Here is a 21,573-nt window from a genome sequence, read left to right as displayed (position 1 = left end):
CACGCGCATGTCGGGTTGCCCGTTAACATAGACATCCGCCGCCTATGTTCAATGCGAAAGCAGGAATTGGCGGAAGCCAAACGCCTCTCGGCCCAGGGGCCATAGATCGGTGGTATGGCCGGAGCCGACCCCCAATGCAGCGCAGGCCAGCAGGTTATCGCCCTGCCAAAGCGATGGCAGGCTGCGGGCGGCGTGAAATGGCGGAGCGTTTTGCGGCCTTTGCGCCACTTGTTGCCAACCGTCTTCGCCTAGGGCGCGGACGGTGACGTCCGGCAAGTCAGCTTGCAAACTGGAACAAATACGCCAGCGATTATCCCACAATGCGCCCGACTTGTGGGGCGTTGCGCCCTGAAGCGCCGCAAATTCGCGATACACCCGGATTGCGGCGCGTTCGCACCGGGCTTCGCAGCCGTGCAACGTGCCCGCGCCACCGCCAAGCAACCGGTCTAACAAGGCCTCAAGCGGTTCAGCCCGAGGGCGATATTCAGCGCTGGCGACAAATTGCAGCGCGGCGGCCAACAGGCGCAATTGCGTGTCGCGGTCCAGCGCTTCGAACCCGTCGCGGGCAAACAGCAAATCCCCGGTCTGATGCGGTGCGGTTCCGATCTGGTCCCACGCCTCAGCCGCCCGCAGCCGCAGCGCTTCTTTCGCGCGTCCCATGCGGTCCGATGTGGCCGCCAAGTTCTCGACCGTCAGTCCTTCGGCGGCCAATACAGGCAGCAATTTCCGGATGCGGGCGCGGTCGTAATGGTCATCTTCATTCGACGGATCATCCACCCAGCGGCCATGCAGAACCTTCAAATAGTGGCGCAGTTCATCACGCTGCATATCCAGGCACGGGCGCAGCACATCAAACCCCTGTGCCACGGTCCGGCGCGATTGCATCGCCGATAGCCCATCAACCCCCGACCCACGCGCAAGGCGCATCAGAAAGGTTTCGGCCACATCGTCCTTGGTATGCGCGACCAGAACATGCCGGACCTGCCCGCGCCATTGGCCGATTGCATCTAACCGCCCTTGCCGCGCGGCATCCATTTTGTTGCCGCGCCCATCCCAGTGCCAGCGCAACGTGGCATGCGGCCACCCCAGAACCGCGCATTCATCGGCCACCAACTGCGCCTCTGCCGCCGCTTCAGGGCGAAACCCATGATCGACGGTGCAGACATGCAGGCGCACGCCCCAGACCCGCGTCCAGTTATGGGCAAGGTACAGCATCGCCATACTGTCGCCCCCGCCGGACACGGCCAGCGCGATATCATCGGGAAAATCCGGGCCAAGCAACTGGCCCATCGCCGCTGCAAAGCGGTCGTCCAGCGAGGTCATGAACAGCCGAAGCGTGCCATTTCCGCCTGAGCGTCCGATACGGCAGGTGCGTCGGGATAGCGCCCGCCGACTTCGCCCAGAGTGACGCAAGCCTCGGCCACTTTGCCCAAAGCACCCAGCGACGCACCCAGCTTGGTCAGGGCCGCCGGGGCGACCTCATGGTCGGGATAGCCCGAGAACGCATCCAGATAGGCGCGGGCGGCTTCACGCACATCGCCCTGCCCCTCTAGCGCGGCCCCGAGCCCCATCAGGACTTCGGGTTCTAGCGGAGATCCCGGATAGGTCTGGCGAAAGGCCGTAAACTGGTCAGCGGCGCCGCGAAAGTCACCGTTGGCGAGCGCCTCCTGGGCTCGCCTTAGGTCTGTTTCTTCACCAACGGCCAATTGCGGGCGGTCTGTTTGGGGCGGGCGTGTCGCTGCGGGCGTTGACGGGGCAGCGGGCACAGACCCGCCCCCAAGCGCCGTCGGGTTGCCCAGATTGCCGATGTCGCACCCCGGCTCAAGCTCACAAATGCGGAACTCAAGATCGCCGATACGGTTGGTGCCATCCTTCACGACCTGACGAATGCGGAAATCCATCTCTTCGGTCAGGCCGGTCAGGCGCTGAAGCTCTGCCTCAATCGCGACGGCCCGGTCATACCCGGCCCCCGAAACTGCAACACCGCCTGCGCCAGATGGATCCAGTTCAGCCTTCAGGCTGGCAACCTCATCCATCAGGCTTGCTAGATCACGGCGGATGTCGCCCAAGGTTTCGGCCCCAGACGACATAGGCAAGATGCCGATAAGACCGGCGATCAGGGCAGCTTGAATGCGCATGGCACCCCCGTTTTGTAGTTTAGCCGCTCAGGCTGGCCGAAATAATCGTCACGGCGCGGCGGTTCTTGGAATAGCACGACTCGTCCGAGCAGACCTCAACCGGGCGTTCCTTGCCATAGCTGACGAATTTCAGACGGTTCGACGATACACCGCGCGACACCAGATATTCCATCACAGCATTGGCGCGGCGCGCCCCAAGTGCAAGGTTGTATTCGCGGGTGCCCTGTTCATCGGCGTGGCCTTCGATCACCGCCAGATAGTCAGAGTTGGTCATGAGCCACGATGCCTGCGCATCCAGCGTTGCCCGGCCCTCAGGGGTCAGGGACGATTGATCGACCACAAAGAACACGCGGTCGCCGATGGCCTGCTGGAAATATTCAGCCGAGGCCGGATCCCCAAGACCGCCGCCCAGCGTGTCATTATAGCCAGCGCCTGCGCCATTGTTGGCAAAGTCGTCGCCGTTGCCGCGCCCGAACCGGCCTGCATCCGCGCAAGCCGTCAGGGCCAGTGCAGCGCCCAATAGTGTTAGTGTTTTCAGCATGGTCATGATGTTTCTGTCCTGCTCGTGTTGTTATGTACCGATATTATTGTAGCGGACCCCAAGACGGGTCGGATGCCCCGCCGGGGGTGCGAACGCGCTTCAGGTTCCGGCCCGAGACGTCCACAGAATAAAGCGATGCCTGCCCACCGGCGCCCTGACTTTCGCGGGTGAACATTAGCACACGGCCATTGGGCGCCCAAGTCGGGCCTTCGTCAAGGAAAGAAGCTGTGAGCAAACGCTCCTCGCTGCCATCGGTGCGCATCACGCCGATGTGGAACCGGCCTTGGTGCTGTTTGGTAAAGGCGATCATATCGCCGCGCGGCGACCAAACCGGCGTGCCATAGCGCCCCTGCCCAAAGCTGATACGCTGCGCTGCACCGCCATTGGCGGACATCACATAAAGCTGCTGCGTGCCAGACCGGTCGCTTTCAAAGACGATCTGGCTGCCGTCCGGCGAAAAGCTGGGTGCTGTTTCAATGGCAGGGCTATCGGTCAGACGCGACTGGCGACCGCTGCCCAGATCCATCGCGAAGATGTCCGTGTTGGCCCCTTGGGTCAGCGAATAGACCACGGTGCTGCCATTGGGCGAAAACCGCGGCGCAAAGCTCATGGTGCCGTCGCCCGCTTGCAAGGCGCGGCTTTGGACATTGCCAACGCTGAGGACGTAGATCTTGGGAAAACCGGTCGCATAGCTGGTGTAGAGCACCCGGTCGCCCGTCGGCGAAAAGCGCGGGGCCAGCACGATGGAACTGCTGTCCGTCAGGTACTGAAGATTCGCGCCGTCATAATCCATGATGGCCAGACGTTTCTTACGGTCGTTCTTGGGGCCGGTTTCCGACACGAAGACGACGCGGCTATCGAAATAGCCCCCCTCGCCGGTGATGCGCGAATAGACGGCATCGGCCACTTTATGGGCCATCCGGCGCCAACCATCGGTCGTTCCGGCAAATTGCAGGCCCTTGCCCAGTTCTGTCCCGGCGAACACGTCATAGACGCGGAATTTCACCGTCAGTTGCGATCCGTTCACCGACACCGCACCCGTGATAAGCGCTTGGGAATTGATCGCTTTCCAATCAGGAAACTGGATCGGGCTGGAAAAGCTGGTGACTTTGCTGATGTGGGCGCTGGACGGGATTTCCCTGAACAGGCCCGTTCCGACCAGATCTTCGGCCACGACGCGCGACAGATCCGCAGCAACACCGTTGGCTGCGGCGTTTTCCGGCACAAAGGACGGCACCGCAAAGGGCATGGGTTCAACCACGCCCTCGGTGATGGTGATCCGCAGCGGACCGCCTTGCGCTTGGACCTGAGCGGCCCCCAGCACAGCAGTCAGTGCGATTAGGCAGGCAGTAACAATGTGTTTCATCTCAATCTCATTGTCGCAGGATCGAAGGTCATTTCAATGTCCTTCCACTGATCGTACTTCTCGATCGGCAATTCATAGCCGTCGCGCTGACATCTTAGCACAGCACGGCGGGCAGCCTGGAAGGCGGTTTCGGCTGCCGCGCCAGACCCACCGGACGACGACAGAAGTTTCAAAGACCCCGATTGCACACGGCCATCACGGTCCATTTTCATACCCAGCGTGACGGTCACGCTGGCGGCCTGACTGCCCACATCGACGGTCCAGCAGTCCTGAACGGCCAGACGCAGCACATCGCGTTCGCCTTCAGTCAGCGGCGGGCCGGTACGGGTTTCAGCCTGCGGGGCGTTGCCGCTCATGGCTTTCTCCAACGCAGCGTTCAGCGCGTCCTTTGCCGGATCAGCCTTGGACGCCTCAGCCGTTTCGGTCGGGCGGGCCGACGGGGGCCGCGCCTTGGGACGGGCCGAGGTCACGGGGGCCAATTGCTGGCCTTCCGGGGTTTGTTCGGTCGCGATCTGGGTCGAGGCCTCTTGCGGGGCGGTTTTCTCGGGGCTGTCCTGCACCTGCTCGGCGGTTTCATCCGGGCGGGCCGCGTCCTGCTTTTCAAGCGCGATCACGGCGTCGGGTTCCGGGGCCTCTTCGGGGCGGGCCGCGACACGCGGCGCAGGGCGGGCCTGCGGACGTGGGGAATCTTTGGGCGCAAGCACCTGCGGCACCGGTTCAGGCGCGGGCGGCTCTGGCACAGGGTCTGGTTCCGGCTCGGGCTGCGGTTCGGGAACCGGAACAGGTTCAGCCTCCGGCACAGGCTCTGGGTCCGGCTCGGGCGCAGGCTGCGGTTCGGGTTCAGGCGTGGCGGGCCGGTCCGGTTCTGGCGGCGTGGGCACAGGTGTTGGCGCAGGCTCAGGTTCCGGCGTTGGCTGGACCGGGGTTTCCGGCGCATCCGGCACGGTGGGCGCGGCGATTTCGGTTTCGGCCTGCGGCGGTTCGGTCTGCTGCACGATGGCCGCGAATTCTTCAGCCGTGACGATCGACACGGGTGTGACATTCATCGGCAGAGGCTCTGCCGTGAACAAAGGGCCCAGCAACAGCCAGCCAATCAGGCCGATGTGCCCCGCGCCTGAGATATAGTGCCCGATATGCACGCGACCGCCTCAGCCGTCCGATCCGTCAAGCTTCGGGCCGCCGGTGTCAGTCACCAGCCCGATTGACGAAAACCCGCCCGCATTCAGCGCGCCCATGATCTGAGCCACCGTATTATACGGCACCGACCCATCGGCCCGCAGGAAAATCCGGTCATCCGACCGTTCCGCCGCGATGGCCCGCAGCCGGTTGACCAGATCTTCGCGGGTCACTTCGGTTGTCTGGATCATCACCACACCGTCGGCAGTCACTGTTACGGTCAATGGTTCCTCATTCTCAGACGGCAAGGACGCCGCCGAGGTTTTGGGCAATTCCACCGGCACGCCAACCGTCATCAACGGGGCGGCCACCATGAAGATGATCAGCAGCACCAACATCACGTCCACAAACGGCGTGACGTTGATTTCGGCCATTGGCTGAAAGCCACCACGACGGCTTCGCCGCCGTGAGGCACTGCGTTTTTTGGCGAGCTGCGCACCCATCGTTCAGCTGTCCAACTGGCGGCTTAGGATGGTCGAGAATTCATCGGCAAAGGCTTCGTAGCCGGCAACCAGCCGGTCGCTATCGGCGCTTAGCTTGTTATAGAAGATCACCGCCGGAATGGCCGCAAGCAGACCCAAACCCGTGGCCAAAAGCGCCTCGGCAATGCCGGGGGCCACAACGGCCAGGTTGGTGTTCTGCGCTTCGGCGATTTCGATAAAGGCGCTCATGATGCCCCAGACGGTGCCAAAAAGGCCGATAAACGGCGCGGTCGATCCGACCGTTGCCAGCACCGGCAGGCCCTTGTTCAGACCTTCGCCCGCCTTGGCAATGGCCACATCCATCGACCGATCTATCCGCGCATGGGCATTGGGGATCAGCCCGCCGTCATCCCGATGCGACCGGCGCCATTCTGTCATGCCGGCGGCAAAGACCTGTTCCGCCCGGCCACTGGGATCGGCGCCAATCTGGTCATACAGCTCATCCAGCGGCTCACCCGACCAAAAGGCCCGGTCAAACCGCGATGCTTCCCAACGGGCACGTTTATAAAGGATCGTCTTTTGCACGATGATCGACCACGCCCAAAACGAAGCGAGGATCAAAAGAATCATCACCAGTTTCACGGTCAGCGATGCACGTGCGAACAGCCCGAACAGCGAGAAATCAATCTGCTGCGTCAGGGCTAGTGTTTCTGCTTCCATTAGCCTGCTCTTTGCTAATCGGCCTGTTTCAGGCTCTGTTGGGCCTGACTCTATCCGATCCCAAAGGCAAAGGCTATAGAATTGCTATGTTTGCGCCGATCAGTGCAGCAAAAGGCGAATATTCGCCGGAAGCCGCGCGGGATGGCCGGTTTCATTGACGCAAACCACCGTCACTTCGGCCTGAAACACCAGATCTTTGCCGCGCATCACCTCTTGGTGCATGATCAGCCGCGCCGCGGTAACGGTTCGCGTCGTGGTCACCACCTCAAGCGTGTCATCAAAATGGGCCGAGGCGATGTAGTCGGCCTCAATCCGGCGCACGACAAAAACCAGACCGTCTTCTTCCTTCATCTGGCGCTGGTCAATGCCCAGCCCGCGAACCCAGTCAGACCGGGCGCGTTCGATGAATTTCAGGTAATTGGCATGATAGACGATCCCAGCCATATCGGTGTCTTCGTAATAGACCCGGATCGGAAAACGGTGCGGTGTCATGGCAGGCTCCTGTATCTGCGGGCTCAGGCCCCGGCGGGCAGACGCGCGGCAAGCCGCATCGCGTGGCTGGCATCATGCGCCACGGCGGGCATCACCGGATCATAGGCCGCACGGACCACATTGACGATATCGGGGCGCAGCACCAGCCGCCCATCGGGCAACGCGCCCAGCACCGACCGGTCTGCAAAAGCGGCGTCGGACCACAGTACAAAGGCCTGAATCACCTGCGACAGCACCAGCGCATCGGCGGGCAGATCGGCCAGCGACTTGTCCATCCGCACAAAGACGAAACAGGCCTTGATCGCCCCGTCATCGTCAAACCGGAACACGCGGTACTGCGTGGCCTTCGCCGCAGACAGCCGGGCCACCATGCCCTCCAGCCCGTCGATCATCTGACCAAGGTCCGGCACCTCCAGCAACTCTGACCAGTCGCGGAAAAAGAACATCATCAGGTTTGAGCCAAGCTCAGGGTCGGTTTCGGCCATCGGATGGCCCACCATACCCGTCACCGCCTCAAACGCGCTTTTGACCACGCTCAGCGTTTCATCCTGCACGCCGAACACGATAGGCGCTATCGGGCGGCCCCAGCGGGCAAAGTGATAGGCCCCGTCGGAACGGGTAAACAGTTTGGTAACCGCGTCAACCGACATCTCAGTCCTCCGGCAGATAGCCCCTCAGTCGCGCCGCAGCGCTGCTAAGGGGTCTATCCCGGTGCGCGGCGCGACTTCAAGCAAGAAGCCCGCCCGCTCAGTACCCCTGACAGCCGCTTTCGGCCCGGTCGGCAAATTCGACATACCGACGCCAGAAGGCTTCGTTGATCGAACTGTCCGATTGCCGGACCACCTGCGCCTGATGCGGATCGGCAAAGAACTTGGTCGCGCGGCGCTGGTCCGACGGGCTGAGCGACATATTCGCCACCGTCTGGATACAGCCGCACAGCTGCGGGTTCCGCGCCTTGCGGTCGCTGGCCATACACGCCTGCGAAATCGGTCCCGAGGAAAAGCGCGTCACTTGCCCCGTTGGCTGAGGCGCGCGCCGCTTGCCCCCGCCACAACTGGCCACTAGGGCCACCATGATGAAAATGGTAATCAGTCTCATTCTGCCTGCTCTGCTTTGGGCCTGCGCACGGGTTCTCCCGCATCTTCCGGCCAAACTCTGTCCCGCCCCCAACTTGCCTGAGCGGGGCCGGTTTTTCAATCGGGGGATTTTGGGGGGATGGGGCCTATACGTCAGTCGCCGGCGGAAGCTGAGGCTTGGGGGCTGGACCTTCGACCGGTGCTGTGTTGAACAGCCCCTTACCAACCTCCCAGTATTCCGCCAGCGTTTCCATCCGCTTCTTTGCACCAATCTCATCGCCAGAGAGTGTCCAAACCGCCGTTCCCAACCCAGCCGCGGCTGAGCACAAAATTGCCGCTTTGCCGAACCAAGGCTTCGACTTAAGGTCCAAATCTGTTTTCGCCTTGGCCAGTTCAGCCTCAAGATGGGCAACCTTGGCCATCAACCGCCCGATCTCTTCGCGCAGGGCCTGTTCCGTCATTGATGATCGGACTTGCTCGCCAACGATTGCCGCGATCCGCTCCATATTGGCAGACATCGCTTCTAGGGGCTGCAAAAATTCGGGCGTTTCATTGAGGCCGGTCTCGGCGCGAAATTGTTCGAAACCAACAGATATCGAATTCGCCGCAACCGTCAGATTGCCCGACACGCTCAACGGATAGTCAAACAAATGCGCAACGGAGTTGGGCTCATACTCAGGTGAACGAGGTTCCTGAGCCTCGCGACCGCTTTCCCACTCCGCCTCAATCCGAGCAATCTCCGGCGCAACGGCGTCGATTCCTGCTTCCCAAATTTCAGGAGGAATCTCAGTCGCAATGCGGCGCTGAAGCTCCCAGTCCAGCGGCTTGCCTGCTAGCATTCCTTGGTACCAACTGGCGAAGAACGCGAAACGCGGATCGTCCCGGAAAATTGAGCCACTCAGACTGACCTCTACCATTTCTGAGATTACCTCAACGTCACCTTTGTAGAGAGGTGCTCTCAGCCAAAAGCGAGGTTTCAGGAATTGATCGGTCTCAATAGCCCCATCCAAGTCCATCGAACGCATTCGCTTGTCCGACATTGAGGCGTATTGAATTGCTGAGATTGTTTCAGACACATCCTCTCGCGCAGCTGAGATTATGCTCTGGAGCCCGAAACCGGTGGCGCTGTGGATAGGGGATTCAGCAACAAAACGTCGATACAGTCGAGATAGATCTAGAAGAGCAAGATGGCTGCTCGTCCTTGAGCCCATTTCAAAAACAAGCTCGCATTGCATACCCAAAAGCAGCCGACAACACCCAAGCACCGCCTCAGCCTGAGTTTGACGAAGCCAATCTCTCTCCATCGGCGGCCAATCGTTGTAACGAATGACATAGACCAAGGCCCTTAAGGCAGCACGCAATAGGAGTACTCGCCGGACTGGCTCGGATGATTTTTCAATTGTTTCGACCAGTGCGTGCGCGTTCATTGCTCCTTGTTCAAGTGCCATTCCCTCTCCTCGGCAAAGCCCTCAACCAATCCGCGCAATCCTACCACTGGCTCCCCCGAAAATACCAGCGCCTGACGCCCGCCCGCATCACCCTACGCGCCGCCGCCGTAGGGTGGGGTTTCAACCCACCGCGCCGCCGCGCCGCCGCGCACAACCGCAGCCACTCAAAACCCTGCGGGCAAGGGAGGGCCGTGCGTATATCCCACCTTGACCGGCGCAGGATTCCGCATCATATCCCCGTCCATGACAGATCTCGCGCACATCCGGAACTTCGCTATCGTCGCCCATATCGACCACGGGAAATCGACCCTGGCCGACCGGCTGATTCAGTCCACCAACACGGTGTCTGAACGCGACATGAAGGCACAACTTCTCGACTCGATGGACATCGAGCGCGAGCGGGGCATTACCATCAAGGCCAACACCGTCCGTATCGACTATGTCGCCAAGGACGGCGAGCATTACGTGCTCAACCTGATCGACACGCCCGGACACGTAGACTTTGCCTATGAGGTCAGCCGCTCCATGCGCGCGGTCGAAGGCTCGCTGCTGGTGGTCGACGCCTCGCAAGGGGTTGAGGCGCAGACGCTGGCAAACGTCTACACCGCGATTGAGGCCGACCACGAAATCGTGCCGGTGCTGAACAAGGTAGACCTGCCCGCCGCCGAGCCTGAGCGCGTGGCCGAACAAATCGAAGACGTGATCGGCATCGATGCGTCGGATGCCTGCCTGATTTCCGCCAAGACCGGCGTCGGCATCCCCGATGTGCTGGAAGCCATCGTCAAACGTCTGCCCCCGCCGCATTCGGGCGACCGCAACGCGCCGCTCAAGGCGATGCTGGTCGACAGCTGGTACGACAGCTATCTGGGCGTCGTGGTTCTGGTGCGCATCATGGATGGCGTTCTGAAAAAGGGCGACAACATCAAGATGATGCAGACCGGCGCGAAATACGGCGTCGACCGCATCGGCGTGTTCCGCCCGGCCATGCAGCCGGTCGATGAACTCGGCCCCGGCGAGATTGGCTTTCTGACCGGGTCGATCAAACAGGTGCGTGACACCAAGGTCGGCGACACGATCACCCACGAAAAGAAGGGCTGCGAAAAGCCGCTTCCGGGCTTTAAGCCTTCGGTTCCGGTGGTGTTCTGTGGCCTGTTCCCTGTGGACAGCGCCGAATTCGAAGATCTGCGCGACGCAATTGAAAAACTGGCGCTGAACGATGCGTCCTTCAGCTTTGAGATGGAAACCTCGGCCGCGCTTGGCTTTGGCTTCCGCTGCGGGTTCCTTGGTCTGCTGCACCTTGAGGTGATCCGTGACCGGATCGAACGCGAATACGATATTGATCTGATCACCACCGCGCCCAGCGTGATCTATCACATCTTCATGAAAGACGGCACCAAGGTCGAGCTGCACAACCCCGCCGACATGCCCGACCTGTCGAAGGTGGACCACCTCGAAGAGCCGCGCATCAAGGCAACCATCCTTGTGCCCGACGAATATCTTGGCGACGTGCTGAAGCTGTGTCAGGACCGCCGCGGCATCCAAGAAGACCTGACCTATGCGGGCAGCCGCGCGATGGTCGTCTATGACCTGCCGCTGAACGAAGTGGTGTTTGACTTCTACGACCGCCTGAAGTCAGTAACCAAAGGCTACGCCAGCTTTGACTATCAGATGACCGGCTACCGCGAAGACCATCTGGTCAAGATGCAGATCCTCGTGAACGACGAACCGGTCGATGCGTTGTCCACCATGGTTCACCGCGACCGCGCAGAAATGCGTGGCCGGGCCATGTGCGAAAAGCTGAAGGATCTGATCCCGCGTCACATGTTCAAGATCCCCATTCAGGCGGCGATCGGCGGCAAGGTGATTGCGCGCGAAACCCTGTCGGCCCTGCGCAAAGACGTGACGGCCAAGTGTTACGGCGGCGACGCCACGCGTAAGAAAAAACTGCTGGAAAAGCAGAAGGCCGGTAAGAAGAAGATGCGCCAGTTCGGCAAGGTCGAGATCCCGCAAGAGGCGTTTATCTCGGCCCTCAAAATGGACGATTAAGGAACGGGGCCGCGCAAGCGGCCCTTTTCTTTTATGGACTCAGACATATTCCAAACATTGTAACTGTTTGTCCGGCATCCCATGTGACTTCTGCGCGCGTGTTCAACCGGAGCCAATCCCATGCCCACCCACTATTCCCGAACCCAGATCATCCTGCACTGGGCCGTTGTCCTTTTGATTGCCCTGCAATTCATTCTTCCCGATGGCATCAGCGCTGCTTGGAACATCTTTGTGCGCGGCGGCGAAAAAACCATGACGCCACTGGCCGCGCAGCATGTCATCAGCGGTCTGCTGATCATCGCGTTGGTAGTGTGGCGGCTGGTGCTGCGCTTCACTCGTGGCGTGCCACCCCTCCCTGCAGAAGAACCGCCTTTGATGCAGAAAGCCGCGCATGTGACGCATTTCCTGCTCTATGCCTTGATGCTGGCGGTGCCGGTTTCAGGCATGGCCGCGTGGGGCGGGCAGATCATCCCGGCAGGCGACGTGCACGACGTGCTGAAGTCACTGCTGATGCTGCTTATTATCCTGCACGTCGCGGCGGCGCTGTTTCATCAATTCGTGCTGAAGACCAATCTGATGGCCCGGATGAAACGAGCCAGCTAAAATCTCTGGTCATATTCATATGTGATGGTACGATCTCTCTATAAAACAGGGAGGATACCATGAAACACCTACTGACGGTCGCGGCCTTTGTCGCGGCCACCTCGGCCTTCGCAGAGGGGCAAACCCATCGCGTCGCTGTGCATGTCGATGAAAACGACCCGCAGGTGATGAATATGGCGCTGAACAATGTTCAGAACGTCCGCAACTACTACGACAGCCAAGGCGATACCGTGGTGATCGAATTGGTCGCCTATGGCCCCGGCCTGAATATGTTCGTCGAGGGCAAAAGCCCGGTTGCCGACCGTATCAGCGCCATGAGCCTTGAAATGGGCGACAGCCTGACCTTTGCCGCATGTGGCAACACTCTGCGCGGCATGTCGAAAAAGGCCGGTCACGACGTCGCCTTGATGAGCGAGGCAGTGGTCACCCCATCCGGCGTGGTGCGCCTGATCGAACTTCAGGAAAACGGATACGCCTACGTGCGCCCATAAGCCAAGAATTTGACTCAGGTCAAAGTGCTGGGCCGGAAACCGATCTACCACGACTGGCAGATCAAGTTTCCGGTTCATAACCGGAATCCGGGCGGTGTTGAGCGGAGCGAGAGGGGTGCTTCACTCCACCGCCCCTCCCATTTCTAGGGGGCCTATCCCCACCGAAAGGCAATCCGAATGTTCCGTCTGGCCAGCCTGATCTTTTCGCTGCTCTCAACCACCTTGGCAGGAACGGCCGTGGTCGTGGCGCTGGTCAGTGGCGCGACATCGCTGGCAGCCTTATTGACCGCCGCCGCAGCGGGCGCAGGTCTGGCGATTCCGGTGTCCTACCTTCTGGCCCGCAGGCTTTACCGCGAAAGCTGATCCAACAGGCCCCGCCCGGCCTGTTCGGCCAAATCCAGCGTTTCGTCAAATCTGCGGGTGTAATAGGGGTCCGGCACATCGGTCAGGCCGCAATCCGGCGCATAGTCCAGGAACAAGCGCAGCTCGGCCCGGCAATCTTTGGGCTGGATCGCACGCAGATCGGTCAAGTTGTCGCTGTCCATCGCCAAAATCAGGTCGAAGTCGTGGAAATCCTTAGGCTTGACCTGCCGCGCCCGCAGGCCCGACAGGTCATACCCCCGCCGCTGCGCTGCCGTCTGCATAGGGCCGTAGGGCGGCTCTCCGACGTGCCACGCGCCTGTGCCTGCGCTGTCCAACGCCACATCCATGCCCCGCGCCTGCGCCAGATAGTGCACCACGCCTTCGGCGCTTGGGGACCGGCAGATATTGCCAAGACAGACGAAGAGAATACGATGGGTCATGCGGCGCTCCTTGCGTCTGGTTGTCCCATGAACGGAGCGTTAGGCCAATGCCCAAGATCGTCCTTCTGACAGGTGCAGGAATTTCCGCCGAAAGCGGGCTAGGCACCTTCCGCGATGAAGGCGGGCTATGGGCGCAGCACCGGATTGAGGACGTGGCCACCCCCGAAGGCTTTGCCCGCAACCCCGCGCTGGTGCACGGGTTCTACAACGCCCGCCGTGCGCAGGCCGCCGCCGCCACGCCCAATGCTGCGCATCACGCGCTGGCACGGCTGCAACAGGCCGATGGGTTTGACGTGACGATCGTGACGCAGAACGTGGACGGGCTGCACGAAATGGCGGGCAGCACCGCGATCCACATGCATGGAGAGCTGTCAGGCGCGCTCTGCGCCGCCTGTGACCACCGCTGGCCCGCGCCGCTGGAAATGTCGGTGGGCGAGCCTTGCCCAGCCTGCAAAGCACCGACAGGCCGCCCGGACATCGTGTGGTTTGGCGAAATGCCTTATCACATGGACACAATCGCCGATCACATCGCCGAGTGCGACCTGTTCGTGGCCATCGGCACCTCGGGGCAGGTCTATCCGGCGGCGGGCTTCGTGCAAGAGGCCAACTATGCCGGGGCGCATACGCTGGAAATCAATCTGCGGGACAGTGATACATCCCATGCCTTCCGCGACCATCTGGTCGGCCCGGCCAGTCAGGTTGTGCCACGCTGGGTGGACAGCCTGCTGGCCTAGGCCGCACCGTTAGTGCGACATCTTGTGCATGGCCGCGTCCGGCTTACGCTCCAGATCAACGGGCACGTCGATGGTGATTTCGCCCGCCTGTTCAAAGATCAGCGTCACGGGTACCATCGCGCCCTGTTCAAACGGCACCGTCAATCCCATGAACATCACGTGATCGCCGCCACGGGCCAGCATGTGGGTTTCCCCCGCTGGGATGGCAAAGCCTTCGGCGACATGCACCATGCGCATCACGCCTTCGCCATTGGCGATATGGGTGTGCAGTTCCACCTTTTTCGCCGCATCCGACCGGACATCGATCAAGCGGTCATCGGCATCAGAGGTGTTCATGATCGCCATAAAGGCCGCGCCGGTTTTGGCGCTAGGCGATGCGCTGCGGGCATAGGCATCATGAACTTCGATATCCGCAAAAGCGGGCGCAGCAAGGGTCACGGCGGCGATACCGGCCAGGAATTTGGTCATCATTTTGTATGGTCCTTATGTGTCAGAGAATCAGGTCAAAGCTCAGACAACACAAGGGGGGCCACGCGCGTGGGGCTCAGCCACAGGGGATGACACGCCGTCGATATCGGAAATGCCAAAGGCAATACGAACCCAAGTGGCGCTGCGATCGGCGGCAGGCACATCCGGCGCAATCGCCTGAAACAGCGTCAGCGCACAATCGGGGCAGATATACGGGGTCGCGACCGGTTCGCCGTTTTCATCGACGTAAACCGTAACAACGCCCTGCCCTGCACAGATCACCATCGCCCCGGCAGGCGCGGGCGTGCCGCGTGCAATGGCCATCTGCATGCTGGTCATCAGCACGACAGCGGCCAAAAGCCATTTGCCAAGGAAGCTCAGACGATAGGTCATAGGGGAAATCTAGGCAGTCTGGGCTAGCAAACAACGCGACATAACCGCCGCACCATTGGCATAAACCCCTGCCCTTAAACGGAAATCAGCCGCCCCAAGCTGAGACGGCTGATTTAACCCAGACAAAGCGAAATCTAATTAGGCCTTAGCGGCCTGAGCTTTCGCGATTTCTTTTTTGACTTTGAGAGCGTTCGACGACAGCTCGGTATCCTTGGCTTTGGCCAGGAACTTGTCCAGACCACCACGGTGGTCAACGCTGCGCAGCGCGGATGCCGAAATGCGCATTTTGATGCCACGGCCCAGCGTTTCGGACTGCAGCGTCACGTCATTCAGGTTCGGCAGAAAACGGCGACGGGTCTTGTTGTTAGCATGGCTGACGTTGTTGCCAGTCATCGGGCCTTTACCGGTCAGTTCGCAAACTCGCGACATGGATCTATCCTCATCTTGTCCGGGCGAGCGGCGACTCGCTCCAATATCAAAGGGCGCCAAAGGGGCGCCCGGAATCTCGTCGGGCTTCCATATTGCCTTGTCATCAAAGCGTCAAGTGCCGAAGCGGCGATCAGCTGGCCTCGGCCACGGTTGTCTGCAAATACATGCTCAGAAGCTGCTCGGCGGCGGCGGTGGGCGCGACCTCTCCGTTCTCAACCTGAACGGCCAGTGCCGACATGGCCCCGCGCACGGGTTCGCGGCGCAGACGGGCCAGCAGACCTTCGCGCACTTCGGCCTCGAACCAGTATCGCGCCTGTGCAGCACGCCGCCCGGCCCAGTTGCCACTGTCGCGGCGCCAGTCGGCCAGCGCGGTCATCTCGGCCCAAGCCTGATCCAGCCCGTTTTCCTGAATGGCCGACACGGTCAACGCCTTGGGGAAGCCTTCGGGATCTTGTGGACGTTTGCGCAGAAGGCGCAGCGCACCGGCATAATCGGCGCAGGTGCGGGTTGCGGTGGCCTTAAGATCGCCATCGGCCTTGTTGACGATAATCAGGTCGGCCATTTCCATGATGCCGCGTTTGACGCCCTGCAATTCATCGCCGCCCGCAGGGGCCAGCAACAGCAAGAACAGATCCGACATTTCCGCGACAACGGTTTCGGATTGGCCAACGCCCACCGTCTCGATCAGAATCACGTCAAAGCCCGCGGCCTCGCACAGATCAATCGCTTCGCGCGTGCGGCGGGCCACACCGCCAAGGTGCGACTGCGACGGCGACGGGCGGATAAAGGCGTTGCGGTCGCGCGACAGACGCTCCATCCGGGTTTTATCGCCCAAGATAGACCCGCCAGACCGCGCCGAAGACGGGTCCACCGCCAGAACGGCAACTTTCAGCCCCTGCGCAGTCAGCATACAGCCAAACGATTCGATAAAGGTGGATTTGCCGACGCCCGGCGTGCCAGACAGACCAATACGCAATGCTTCGCGGTCGTGGCTGCGCAGCGCATCGAGCAGCTCTAGCGCTTGCGTCCGGTGATCGCTGCGCGAACTTTCCACCAGCGTGATCGCCCGCGCCAAGGCACGGCGTTCGCCCGCCAGAATGCGTTTTGCCAAGTCAGCAGTATCCATCGGCCACCTCCATGCCTTTCAGATGCCCGCCCAAGTGCGGGATGTCCAGTGCAGGACCTGCGGCCCCCTGTCCCCTTTGGCGGGTTTAGCGCTCACGCAGGGTCAGGTGCCGCGCGGTTTGGCACGCAGGGTCGGATCGGCGACGGTCGGATCTTCGGGCCAAGGGTGCCGGGGATAGCGCGCACGCATATCTTTGCGCACGTCCTCATAAGACCCCGACCAAAATCCGGGCAGATCCATCGTCGTCTGAACGGGCCGCTGCGCGGGCGACAAAAGCGTCAGCCGCAAGGGCCGTTTGCCCACCATCGGATGCCGGGTCTGGCCGAACAGTTCTTGCAGGCGCAGGGCGACCTCGGGGTGGTCGCCGGAATAATCGATCGGCACCTTGCGCCCCAAGGGCGTGGTGAAATTGGCAGGCACCAATTGATCCAGCCGTTGCAGCGCATCCCAATCCAGCATCGCCCGCAACGGCTCCAGAAGATCGAACCGCTTCCAGTCCTCGGCGCTGCGCTGGCCGGACAGATGCGGCAAAAGCCACCCTTCCAGATCGGCCATCAGCGCATCATCGCCAAGGTCAGGCAGGCTCTCGTCGGCTTCGCGGGCCAAGAGCACCCGCGCCCGGAATCGCGCCGCCGCGTCCGAGAACCGCAGACCCAGATCGCGCACCCCGTCCAGCATCGCCAAGGCCACGCTATCGGGCGGCGCGTCTTTCCAAAGCCGGTCATCCAGCGCGATTGCCCCGAACATTTCCTGCTGGCGGGCCACAACGCGGCGGTCGCGCCTGGACCATTCGCAGGTGTCCTGCCATGCGATTTGATCGGCGAACAGATCTCGAATTTCGCCTTCGGTGATGGCAATCGCTTGCCGGATACGCGCCTCACGCGGGTTGCCATCAAGATCCGTCGCCACGATCAGGCGCATCCCGGCCAGCGGATCGCCCGCATCCAGAATCGCCCCCTTGCCGCCAGACAGTTGGAACCGTGGCGCATCGCCCTTGCGGTGCAGGCCCACACGGTCAGGATAGGCCAAGGCGGCCATCTGCGCGGGCGACAGCCCATCGCGGCCAGACGCACCCTTGGACAGGCGCTTGGCCTCGGCGCGGATACGGTCAAGCGCGGGGCGATTCACGCCATAGGGCCGGGCCTGCATAAACCTGCGGGTATCTTTCAGCGCCTCAAGCCGCAGCAGCAAATCACCAGGCGCACCTTTCAGCGGATCGCGGTCGGCCAAGAGCGCGGCCAGCGGCGCGGCCTCAGACCCGGTCGTGGCCAGCATATGCGCAAGGCGCGGGTGCAGCGGCAAGCCAACCAGCCTGCGCCCATGGTCCGTGATCCCGCCCGACGCATCCAACGCGCCCAGCATCTGCAACAGGCGCTGCGCCTCGGCAAAGGCGCCGGGGTTCGGGCGGGTCAAAAGCGGCAGATCCTCAGGCCCCGCGCCCCAAAGCGCCAGTTCCAACGCCAGCCCCGACAGATCGGCGGCCTCAATTTCAGCCGGAGGGAAGGCGTGCAGGCTGCCCTCCTCGCCCTTGGTCCAAAGCCGGAAACAGGTGCCTTCGGCCACGCGGCCGCCGCGACCGGCCCGCTGTTCGGCCTCGGCGCGGGTGACACGTTCTGTCACCAGCCGCGACATGCCAGAGCCGGGATCAAACCGCGCCCGCCGCGCCCGCCCGCCATCAATGACAATGCGGATATCAGGAATGGTCAGCGAGGTTTCGGCAATCGAGGTCGCCAGCACCACCTTGCGCCCATGGGCGAGTGGCTGCACCGCCTCGCGCTGCCGGGAAAAGTCCATCGCGCCGAACAGGGGCTGAACGACACAATCACCGGGCAATTTGCCCTTGAGGCGCGCCTCAACCCGGCGGATTTCGCCCTCGCCCGGCAGGAACACCAGAATGCCGCCCTTGCGCAGGCGCGCGGCCTCAATCACCTGCGCGGCGACAGCGTCCTCATAACGCGCGTCTTTGGACAGCGGTTTGTCCTGCCAGATCATCTCAACCGGAAAGCTGCGCCCCTCAGAAGTCAGGATCGGGGCCTGCATCAGCTCGGCCACCGGTGCGGCATCAAGCGTTGCGGACATCGCCACCAAAATCAGATCATCGCGCAAGGCCCCTGCGATTTCGAGGCAAAGCGCAAGGCCCAGATCGGCATTGAGCGAACGTTCGTGAAATTCGTCAAAGATCACCGCCCCGACGCCGTTGAGTTCGGGGTCGGATTGGATCATCCGGGTCAGGATGCCTTCGGTGACCACTTCGATCCGGGTGGATCTGGAGACCTTCGCATCGCCCCGTACCCTGTAACCCACGGTCTGCCCCGGCTGCTGACCCAGCGTATCGGCCATGCGTTCCGCCGCCGCCCGCGCCGCCAAACGGCGGGGTTCAAGCATCAGGATGCGGCCTTGGGTCAACCCTGCGTCCAACATCGCCAGCGGCACACGCGTGGTTTTCCCCGCGCCGGGCGGTGCTTGCAGCACGGCGCGCCCTTCAGATTTGAGGGCGGCGATCAGGTCAGGCAGGATGGGATCGATGGGCAAACGCATGGGCCCGTATGGGCCGTGTTTTGCGCCTTGTGTCAAGCGGCGCAGGGGGCGCTGCCCCCTCTTGGGCCTTTCGCCCAATTCACCCCCGGCGGTATTTATCAAAGAGAAGAAGCAGGGGGACGCGCCCGGTTTTCGAATGCGGATCGGAACCGGGCGCGGATATGGTTAGCCTTCAACGCACCAGCGCATGATGGCCTTTTGGGCATGCAGGCGGTTTTCGGCCTCGTCGAAGATGACCGAGTTCGGCCCGTCCATGACTTCGGAGGTGGCCTCTTCGCCGCGGTGGGCAGGCAGGCAATGCATGAACAGCGCGTCAGGTTTTGCCGCTTTCATCAGGTCGGTGTTGACCTGATAGGGGCGCAGCATGTTGTGGCGCCGTTCGCGCGAGGATTGGGCATCATGCATCGACACCCAAGTGTCGGTGACGATCAGGTCTGCGCCTTCGACGGCTTTGAACGCATCACGTTCAATGCAGACCTCGACACCGGCGTTGCGGGCAAGGCCGACGAACTCCATCTCGGGGTCAAGCTGGACGGGGCCTGTGAAGGTGAGGTCAAAGCCGAATTGCGCCGCGGCATGCAGGAACGAGGCGCAGACATTGTTGCCGTCGCCGGACCAGACCACCTTTTTGCCCGCGATCGGGCCGCGATGTTCTTCGAAGGTCAGGATATCGGCCATGATCTGGCAGGGGTGAGTGCGGTCCGTCAGGCCATTGATGACCGGCACGGTGGCGTGTTCAGCCATTTCATGCAGCACGGATTCGTCGAAGGTGCGGATCATGATCATATCGACATAGCGGCTTAGGACGCGGGCGGTGTCGGCGATGGTTTCACCGTGGCCCAGCTGCATATCGCTGCCCGAGAGCACCATGGTCTGGCCGCCCATCTGGCGCACGCCGACGTCGAACGACACGCGGGTGCGGGTCGAGGGTTTTTCGAAGATCAGCGCGACCATCCGGTCCTTGAGCGGTTGGTCATCGTCTAGTGTCGCTTTGGGTTTGCCGCTGCGCGCTTCTTTCGTGGCGCGGGCCTGATCGATGATCCGCCGAAGATCGGCTTTGTCTGTGGTGTGGATATCAAGAAAGTGGTTCATGTCGGTTCTTTTCGGGTGCCGGAGCCGGGGGCGCTGCCCCCGGACCCCCGGGATATTTCAGGTCAGAAAATGACAGGGGCGCGGTGCGTTATCCCTGCGGGGCCGCTTGGGCGGCGGCCTTGTCGAGGCGGGTTGCGGCCTCGGCGATGTCATCTTCGGTCAGGTTGAGCGGCGGCAGAAGGCGGACCACATTGTCGGCCGCCGGGACGGTGATGACGAGGTTGTCGTAGCCCGCTTTCACAAGATCGCCGGGGGCGATTTTGCACTTGAGGCCGATCATCAGGCCCTCACCGCGCACGGCTTCGAAGACATCGGGGTGGGCGGCGACGAGGCCTTCTAGCTTTTGGCGCAGCAGGCCCGCCTTGCGGTTCACTTCATCGAGGAAGGCCGGGTCGGAGACCTTGTCCATCACGGCGTTGCCCACAGCGCAGGCCAGCGGGTTGCCGCCATAGGTGGAGCCGTGCGTGCCAGCGACCATGCCCTGTGCCGCCTCTTCGGTGGCCAGAACCGCGCCCAGCGGGAAGCCGCCGCCGATGCCTTTGGCGACCATCATGATATCGGGGGTCACGCCGGCCCATTCATGGGCAAAGAGCTTGCCTGTCCGGCCCATGCCGCATTGCACTTCGTCGAAGATCAACAGGATGCCTTTTTCGTCACAAAGGTCGCGCAGGCCCTTGAGGCATTGCGCGGGAACGGGGCGGATGCCGCCTTCGCCTTGGACGGGTTCGATCAGGATTGCGCCGGTGGTGTCGGTGATCGCGGCATTCAGCGCGTCGTGATCGCCCCACGGCAGGTGCACGAAGCCGGGCAGAACCGGGCCGAAGCCTTTGACCATTTTTTCCGCGCCTGAGGCTGCGATGGCCGCCGAGGACCGGCCATGGAAACAGCCAGAGAAGGTGATGATGTCGGTCTTTTCCTTCTGGCCTTGTTCGTACCAGTACTTACGCGCCATTTTGACCGCCAGCTCGCATGCCTCAGTGCCCGAGTTCGTAAAGAACACGGTGTCAGCAAAGGTGTTGTCGACCAATTTCTTGGCCAGCTTTTCCTGCTGCGGGATCTCATAGAGGTTCGAGACATGCCAAAGCGCGTTGGCCTGTTCGGTCAGCGCGGCCACCAGATCGGGATTGGCATGGCCCAGAACGTTCACCGCGATGCCCGATCCCAGATCCAGAAATCGGCGTCCGTCTTCCTCAATCAGCCAGCTGCCTTCACCTTTGACGAAATGCAGAGGGGCGCGAATATAGGTCGGCAATACGGATGGGATCATGGATTTGTCCTCAGGAATGGAAGCCCGATTGGTGCCAAGGGCGCGGGGCCAAGTCAAGTTTTGATAGGGGGATGGGCCAAATGGCGGCAGGCGCACCGGGGATGGTGCGGGAATGAGAGCTTAGGCTCGTCGGATGATTGCCAGTTTGGTCATAGCGCCGCGATACAGCATTGATTGCCCCTTGGGAAGGGGGATTTGCGTTGG

General features: G+C 61.8%; 24 protein-coding genes. 5 read left to right on the top strand and 19 right to left on the bottom strand.

The genetic code is table 11. The annotated features are described in order from the left end of the window. Positions 1–48: 48 nt before the first annotated feature. The 11 genes from tilS to PRI8871_RS08790 form a co-directional block, all read right to left on the bottom strand. A complete protein-coding gene (tilS, locus tag PRI8871_RS08845) occupies positions 49–1,323 on the bottom strand; it encodes a tRNA lysidine(34) synthetase TilS (protein ID WP_108885810.1) in 1,275 nt (424 codons plus the stop codon). Then, positions 1,320–2,138: a tol-pal system protein YbgF gene (ybgF, locus tag PRI8871_RS08840; protein ID WP_108885809.1), complete on the bottom strand. Its 819-nt coding sequence runs from the start codon at positions 2,136–2,138 to the stop codon at positions 1,320–1,322. The genes tilS and ybgF overlap by 4 nt, the downstream gene beginning before the upstream one ends. 19 nt (positions 2,139–2,157) lie before the next feature. Further along, positions 2,158–2,685 (bottom strand): peptidoglycan-associated lipoprotein Pal, encoded by a 528-nt coding sequence (gene pal / locus PRI8871_RS08835; RefSeq protein WP_108885808.1) that lies wholly within the window; start codon positions 2,683–2,685, stop codon positions 2,158–2,160. Positions 2,686–2,722: 37 nt separating this feature from the next. Next, entirely contained in the window at positions 2,723–4,045 is a 1,323-nt protein-coding gene (tolB, locus tag PRI8871_RS08830; RefSeq protein WP_108885807.1) for a Tol-Pal system beta propeller repeat protein TolB, read from the bottom strand. Continuing rightward, complete coding sequence (tolA, locus tag PRI8871_RS19560) at positions 4,042–5,184, bottom strand: cell envelope integrity protein TolA (protein ID WP_181389413.1); 1,143 nt, start codon at positions 5,182–5,184, stop codon at positions 4,042–4,044. Before tolA ends, tolB begins: the two co-directional genes overlap by 4 nt. Positions 5,185–5,193: 9 nt before the next feature. Further along, on the bottom strand, positions 5,194–5,664 hold the full coding sequence (tolR, locus tag PRI8871_RS08815; RefSeq protein WP_108885805.1) for a protein TolR: 471 nt from the start codon (positions 5,662–5,664) through the stop codon (positions 5,194–5,196). A gap of 3 nt (positions 5,665–5,667) precedes the next feature. Beyond that, positions 5,668–6,363, bottom strand: coding sequence for a protein TolQ (tolQ, locus tag PRI8871_RS08810; RefSeq protein WP_108885804.1), 696 nt, complete (start codon positions 6,361–6,363; stop codon positions 5,668–5,670). 99 nt (positions 6,364–6,462) lie between these two features. Beyond that, positions 6,463–6,855 carry a tol-pal system-associated acyl-CoA thioesterase gene (gene ybgC, locus PRI8871_RS08805; protein ID WP_108885803.1) on the bottom strand — a complete coding sequence of 131 codons (393 nt, stop codon included), beginning with the start codon at positions 6,853–6,855 and terminating at the stop codon, positions 6,463–6,465. Between the two features lie 23 nt (positions 6,856–6,878). Further along, positions 6,879–7,505, bottom strand: a complete 627-nt coding sequence (locus tag PRI8871_RS08800; RefSeq protein ID WP_108885802.1) for a hypothetical protein — start codon at positions 7,503–7,505, stop codon at positions 6,879–6,881. 97 nt (positions 7,506–7,602) lie between these two features. After that, positions 7,603–7,953 (bottom strand): hypothetical protein, encoded by a 351-nt coding sequence (locus PRI8871_RS08795; RefSeq protein ID WP_108885801.1) that lies wholly within the window; start codon positions 7,951–7,953, stop codon positions 7,603–7,605. A 124-nt stretch (positions 7,954–8,077) separates the two neighbouring features. Beyond that, positions 8,078–9,379 carry a hypothetical protein gene (locus PRI8871_RS08790; RefSeq protein ID WP_108885800.1) on the bottom strand — a complete coding sequence of 434 codons (1,302 nt, stop codon included), beginning with the start codon at positions 9,377–9,379 and terminating at the stop codon, positions 8,078–8,080. Between the two features lie 243 nt (positions 9,380–9,622). Between PRI8871_RS08790 and lepA the strand changes: the two genes are divergently transcribed. The 4 genes from lepA to PRI8871_RS08770 all read left to right on the top strand — a co-directional run bounded on the left by lepA (position 9,623) and on the right by PRI8871_RS08770 (position 12,882). Further along, on the top strand, positions 9,623–11,425 hold the full coding sequence (gene lepA, locus PRI8871_RS08785) for a translation elongation factor 4 (protein WP_108885799.1): 1,803 nt from the start codon (positions 9,623–9,625) through the stop codon (positions 11,423–11,425). Between the two features lie 120 nt (positions 11,426–11,545). Further along, positions 11,546–12,028, top strand: coding sequence for a cytochrome b (locus PRI8871_RS08780; protein ID WP_108885798.1), 483 nt, complete (start codon positions 11,546–11,548; stop codon positions 12,026–12,028). Between the two features lie 59 nt (positions 12,029–12,087). Next, a complete protein-coding gene (locus PRI8871_RS08775; RefSeq protein WP_108885797.1) occupies positions 12,088–12,519 on the top strand; it encodes a DsrE family protein in 432 nt (143 codons plus the stop codon). A gap of 177 nt (positions 12,520–12,696) precedes the next feature. Next, complete coding sequence (locus PRI8871_RS08770) at positions 12,697–12,882, top strand: hypothetical protein (protein ID WP_108885796.1); 186 nt, start codon at positions 12,697–12,699, stop codon at positions 12,880–12,882. Here PRI8871_RS08770 and PRI8871_RS08765 read toward each other — a convergent pair. Next, positions 12,867–13,322 carry a low molecular weight protein-tyrosine-phosphatase gene (locus PRI8871_RS08765; protein WP_108885795.1) on the bottom strand — a complete coding sequence of 152 codons (456 nt, stop codon included), beginning with the start codon at positions 13,320–13,322 and terminating at the stop codon, positions 12,867–12,869. The two genes, PRI8871_RS08770 and PRI8871_RS08765, sit on opposite strands and share 16 nt — an antisense overlap. A gap of 47 nt (positions 13,323–13,369) precedes the next feature. Between PRI8871_RS08765 and PRI8871_RS08760 the strand changes: the two genes are divergently transcribed. Continuing rightward, positions 13,370–14,056 (top strand): NAD-dependent deacylase, encoded by a 687-nt coding sequence (locus PRI8871_RS08760; protein ID WP_108885794.1) that lies wholly within the window; start codon positions 13,370–13,372, stop codon positions 14,054–14,056. Positions 14,057–14,065: 9 nt separating this feature from the next. Here PRI8871_RS08760 and PRI8871_RS08755 read toward each other — a convergent pair whose 3' ends face one another. The 7 genes from PRI8871_RS08755 to PRI8871_RS08725 form a co-directional block, all read right to left on the bottom strand. Then, positions 14,066–14,527, bottom strand: coding sequence for a copper chaperone PCu(A)C (locus tag PRI8871_RS08755; RefSeq protein ID WP_108885793.1), 462 nt, complete (start codon positions 14,525–14,527; stop codon positions 14,066–14,068). Between the two features lie 39 nt (positions 14,528–14,566). Then, positions 14,567–14,917: a hypothetical protein gene (locus tag PRI8871_RS08750; protein WP_108885792.1), complete on the bottom strand. Its 351-nt coding sequence runs from the start codon at positions 14,915–14,917 to the stop codon at positions 14,567–14,569. A 138-nt stretch (positions 14,918–15,055) separates the two neighbouring features. After that, the gene (gene rpmB / locus PRI8871_RS08745; protein ID WP_108885791.1) at positions 15,056–15,346 is read right to left on the bottom strand and encodes a 50S ribosomal protein L28; all 291 of its coding nucleotides are present in this window, start codon (positions 15,344–15,346) and stop codon (positions 15,056–15,058) included. Between the two features lie 130 nt (positions 15,347–15,476). Beyond that, positions 15,477–16,472: a methylmalonyl Co-A mutase-associated GTPase MeaB gene (gene meaB / locus PRI8871_RS08740; RefSeq protein ID WP_108885790.1), complete on the bottom strand. Its 996-nt coding sequence runs from the start codon at positions 16,470–16,472 to the stop codon at positions 15,477–15,479. A gap of 102 nt (positions 16,473–16,574) precedes the next feature. Continuing rightward, the gene (hrpB, locus tag PRI8871_RS08735; RefSeq protein ID WP_108885789.1) at positions 16,575–19,010 is read right to left on the bottom strand and encodes an ATP-dependent helicase HrpB; all 2,436 of its coding nucleotides are present in this window, start codon (positions 19,008–19,010) and stop codon (positions 16,575–16,577) included. A 165-nt stretch (positions 19,011–19,175) separates the two neighbouring features. Further along, positions 19,176–20,102 (bottom strand): ornithine carbamoyltransferase, encoded by a 927-nt coding sequence (argF, locus tag PRI8871_RS08730; RefSeq protein WP_108885788.1) that lies wholly within the window; start codon positions 20,100–20,102, stop codon positions 19,176–19,178. Between the two features lie 88 nt (positions 20,103–20,190). After that, positions 20,191–21,369 carry an aspartate aminotransferase family protein gene (locus PRI8871_RS08725; RefSeq protein ID WP_108885787.1) on the bottom strand — a complete coding sequence of 393 codons (1,179 nt, stop codon included), beginning with the start codon at positions 21,367–21,369 and terminating at the stop codon, positions 20,191–20,193. Positions 21,370–21,573: the final 204 nt, after the last annotated feature.

It is taken from the genome of Pseudoprimorskyibacter insulae (genome assembly GCF_900302505.1).
GTDB classification, from domain to species: domain Bacteria; phylum Pseudomonadota; class Alphaproteobacteria; order Rhodobacterales; family Rhodobacteraceae; genus Pseudoprimorskyibacter; species Pseudoprimorskyibacter insulae.
This window is presented reverse-complemented; position numbering and strand designations above follow the sequence as displayed.

What these genes read in the sequence shown, in the direction of transcription:
- tolB (WP_108885807.1), bottom strand. Translation starts at nt 4,045, where the DNA reads ATGAAACACATTGTTACTGCCTGCCTAATCGCACTGACTGCTGTGCTG.
- rpmB (WP_108885791.1), bottom strand. Translation starts at nt 15,346, where the DNA reads ATGTCGCGAGTTTGCGAACTGACCGGTAAAGGCCCGATGACTGGCAAC.
- PRI8871_RS08760 (WP_108885794.1), top strand. Translation starts at nt 13,370, where the DNA reads ATGCCCAAGATCGTCCTTCTGACAGGTGCAGGAATTTCCGCCGAAAGC.
- PRI8871_RS08725 (WP_108885787.1), bottom strand. Translation starts at nt 21,369, where the DNA reads ATGATCCCATCCGTATTGCCGACCTATATTCGCGCCCCTCTGCATTTC.
- argF (WP_108885788.1), bottom strand. Translation starts at nt 20,102, where the DNA reads ATGAACCACTTTCTTGATATCCACACCACAGACAAAGCCGATCTTCGG.
- PRI8871_RS08770 (WP_108885796.1), top strand. Translation starts at nt 12,697, where the DNA reads ATGTTCCGTCTGGCCAGCCTGATCTTTTCGCTGCTCTCAACCACCTTG.
- lepA (WP_108885799.1), top strand. Translation starts at nt 9,623, where the DNA reads ATGACAGATCTCGCGCACATCCGGAACTTCGCTATCGTCGCCCATATC.
- meaB (WP_108885790.1), bottom strand. Translation starts at nt 16,472, where the DNA reads ATGGATACTGCTGACTTGGCAAAACGCATTCTGGCGGGCGAACGCCGT.
- PRI8871_RS08750 (WP_108885792.1), bottom strand. Translation starts at nt 14,917, where the DNA reads ATGACCTATCGTCTGAGCTTCCTTGGCAAATGGCTTTTGGCCGCTGTC.
- tilS (WP_108885810.1), bottom strand. Translation starts at nt 1,323, where the DNA reads ATGACCTCGCTGGACGACCGCTTTGCAGCGGCGATGGGCCAGTTGCTT.
- PRI8871_RS08755 (WP_108885793.1), bottom strand. Translation starts at nt 14,527, where the DNA reads ATGATGACCAAATTCCTGGCCGGTATCGCCGCCGTGACCCTTGCTGCG.
- tolQ (WP_108885804.1), bottom strand. Translation starts at nt 6,363, where the DNA reads ATGGAAGCAGAAACACTAGCCCTGACGCAGCAGATTGATTTCTCGCTG.
- PRI8871_RS08780 (WP_108885798.1), top strand. Translation starts at nt 11,546, where the DNA reads ATGCCCACCCACTATTCCCGAACCCAGATCATCCTGCACTGGGCCGTT.
- tolR (WP_108885805.1), bottom strand. Translation starts at nt 5,664, where the DNA reads ATGGGTGCGCAGCTCGCCAAAAAACGCAGTGCCTCACGGCGGCGAAGC.
- hrpB (WP_108885789.1), bottom strand. Translation starts at nt 19,010, where the DNA reads ATGCGTTTGCCCATCGATCCCATCCTGCCTGACCTGATCGCCGCCCTC.
- PRI8871_RS08800 (WP_108885802.1), bottom strand. Translation starts at nt 7,505, where the DNA reads ATGTCGGTTGACGCGGTTACCAAACTGTTTACCCGTTCCGACGGGGCC.
- ybgF (WP_108885809.1), bottom strand. Translation starts at nt 2,138, where the DNA reads ATGCGCATTCAAGCTGCCCTGATCGCCGGTCTTATCGGCATCTTGCCT.
- pal (WP_108885808.1), bottom strand. Translation starts at nt 2,685, where the DNA reads ATGACCATGCTGAAAACACTAACACTATTGGGCGCTGCACTGGCCCTG.
- PRI8871_RS08790 (WP_108885800.1), bottom strand. Translation starts at nt 9,379, where the DNA reads ATGGCACTTGAACAAGGAGCAATGAACGCGCACGCACTGGTCGAAACA.
- ybgC (WP_108885803.1), bottom strand. Translation starts at nt 6,855, where the DNA reads ATGACACCGCACCGTTTTCCGATCCGGGTCTATTACGAAGACACCGAT.
- PRI8871_RS08765 (WP_108885795.1), bottom strand. Translation starts at nt 13,322, where the DNA reads ATGACCCATCGTATTCTCTTCGTCTGTCTTGGCAATATCTGCCGGTCC.
- PRI8871_RS08795 (WP_108885801.1), bottom strand. Translation starts at nt 7,953, where the DNA reads ATGAGACTGATTACCATTTTCATCATGGTGGCCCTAGTGGCCAGTTGT.
- PRI8871_RS08775 (WP_108885797.1), top strand. Translation starts at nt 12,088, where the DNA reads ATGAAACACCTACTGACGGTCGCGGCCTTTGTCGCGGCCACCTCGGCC.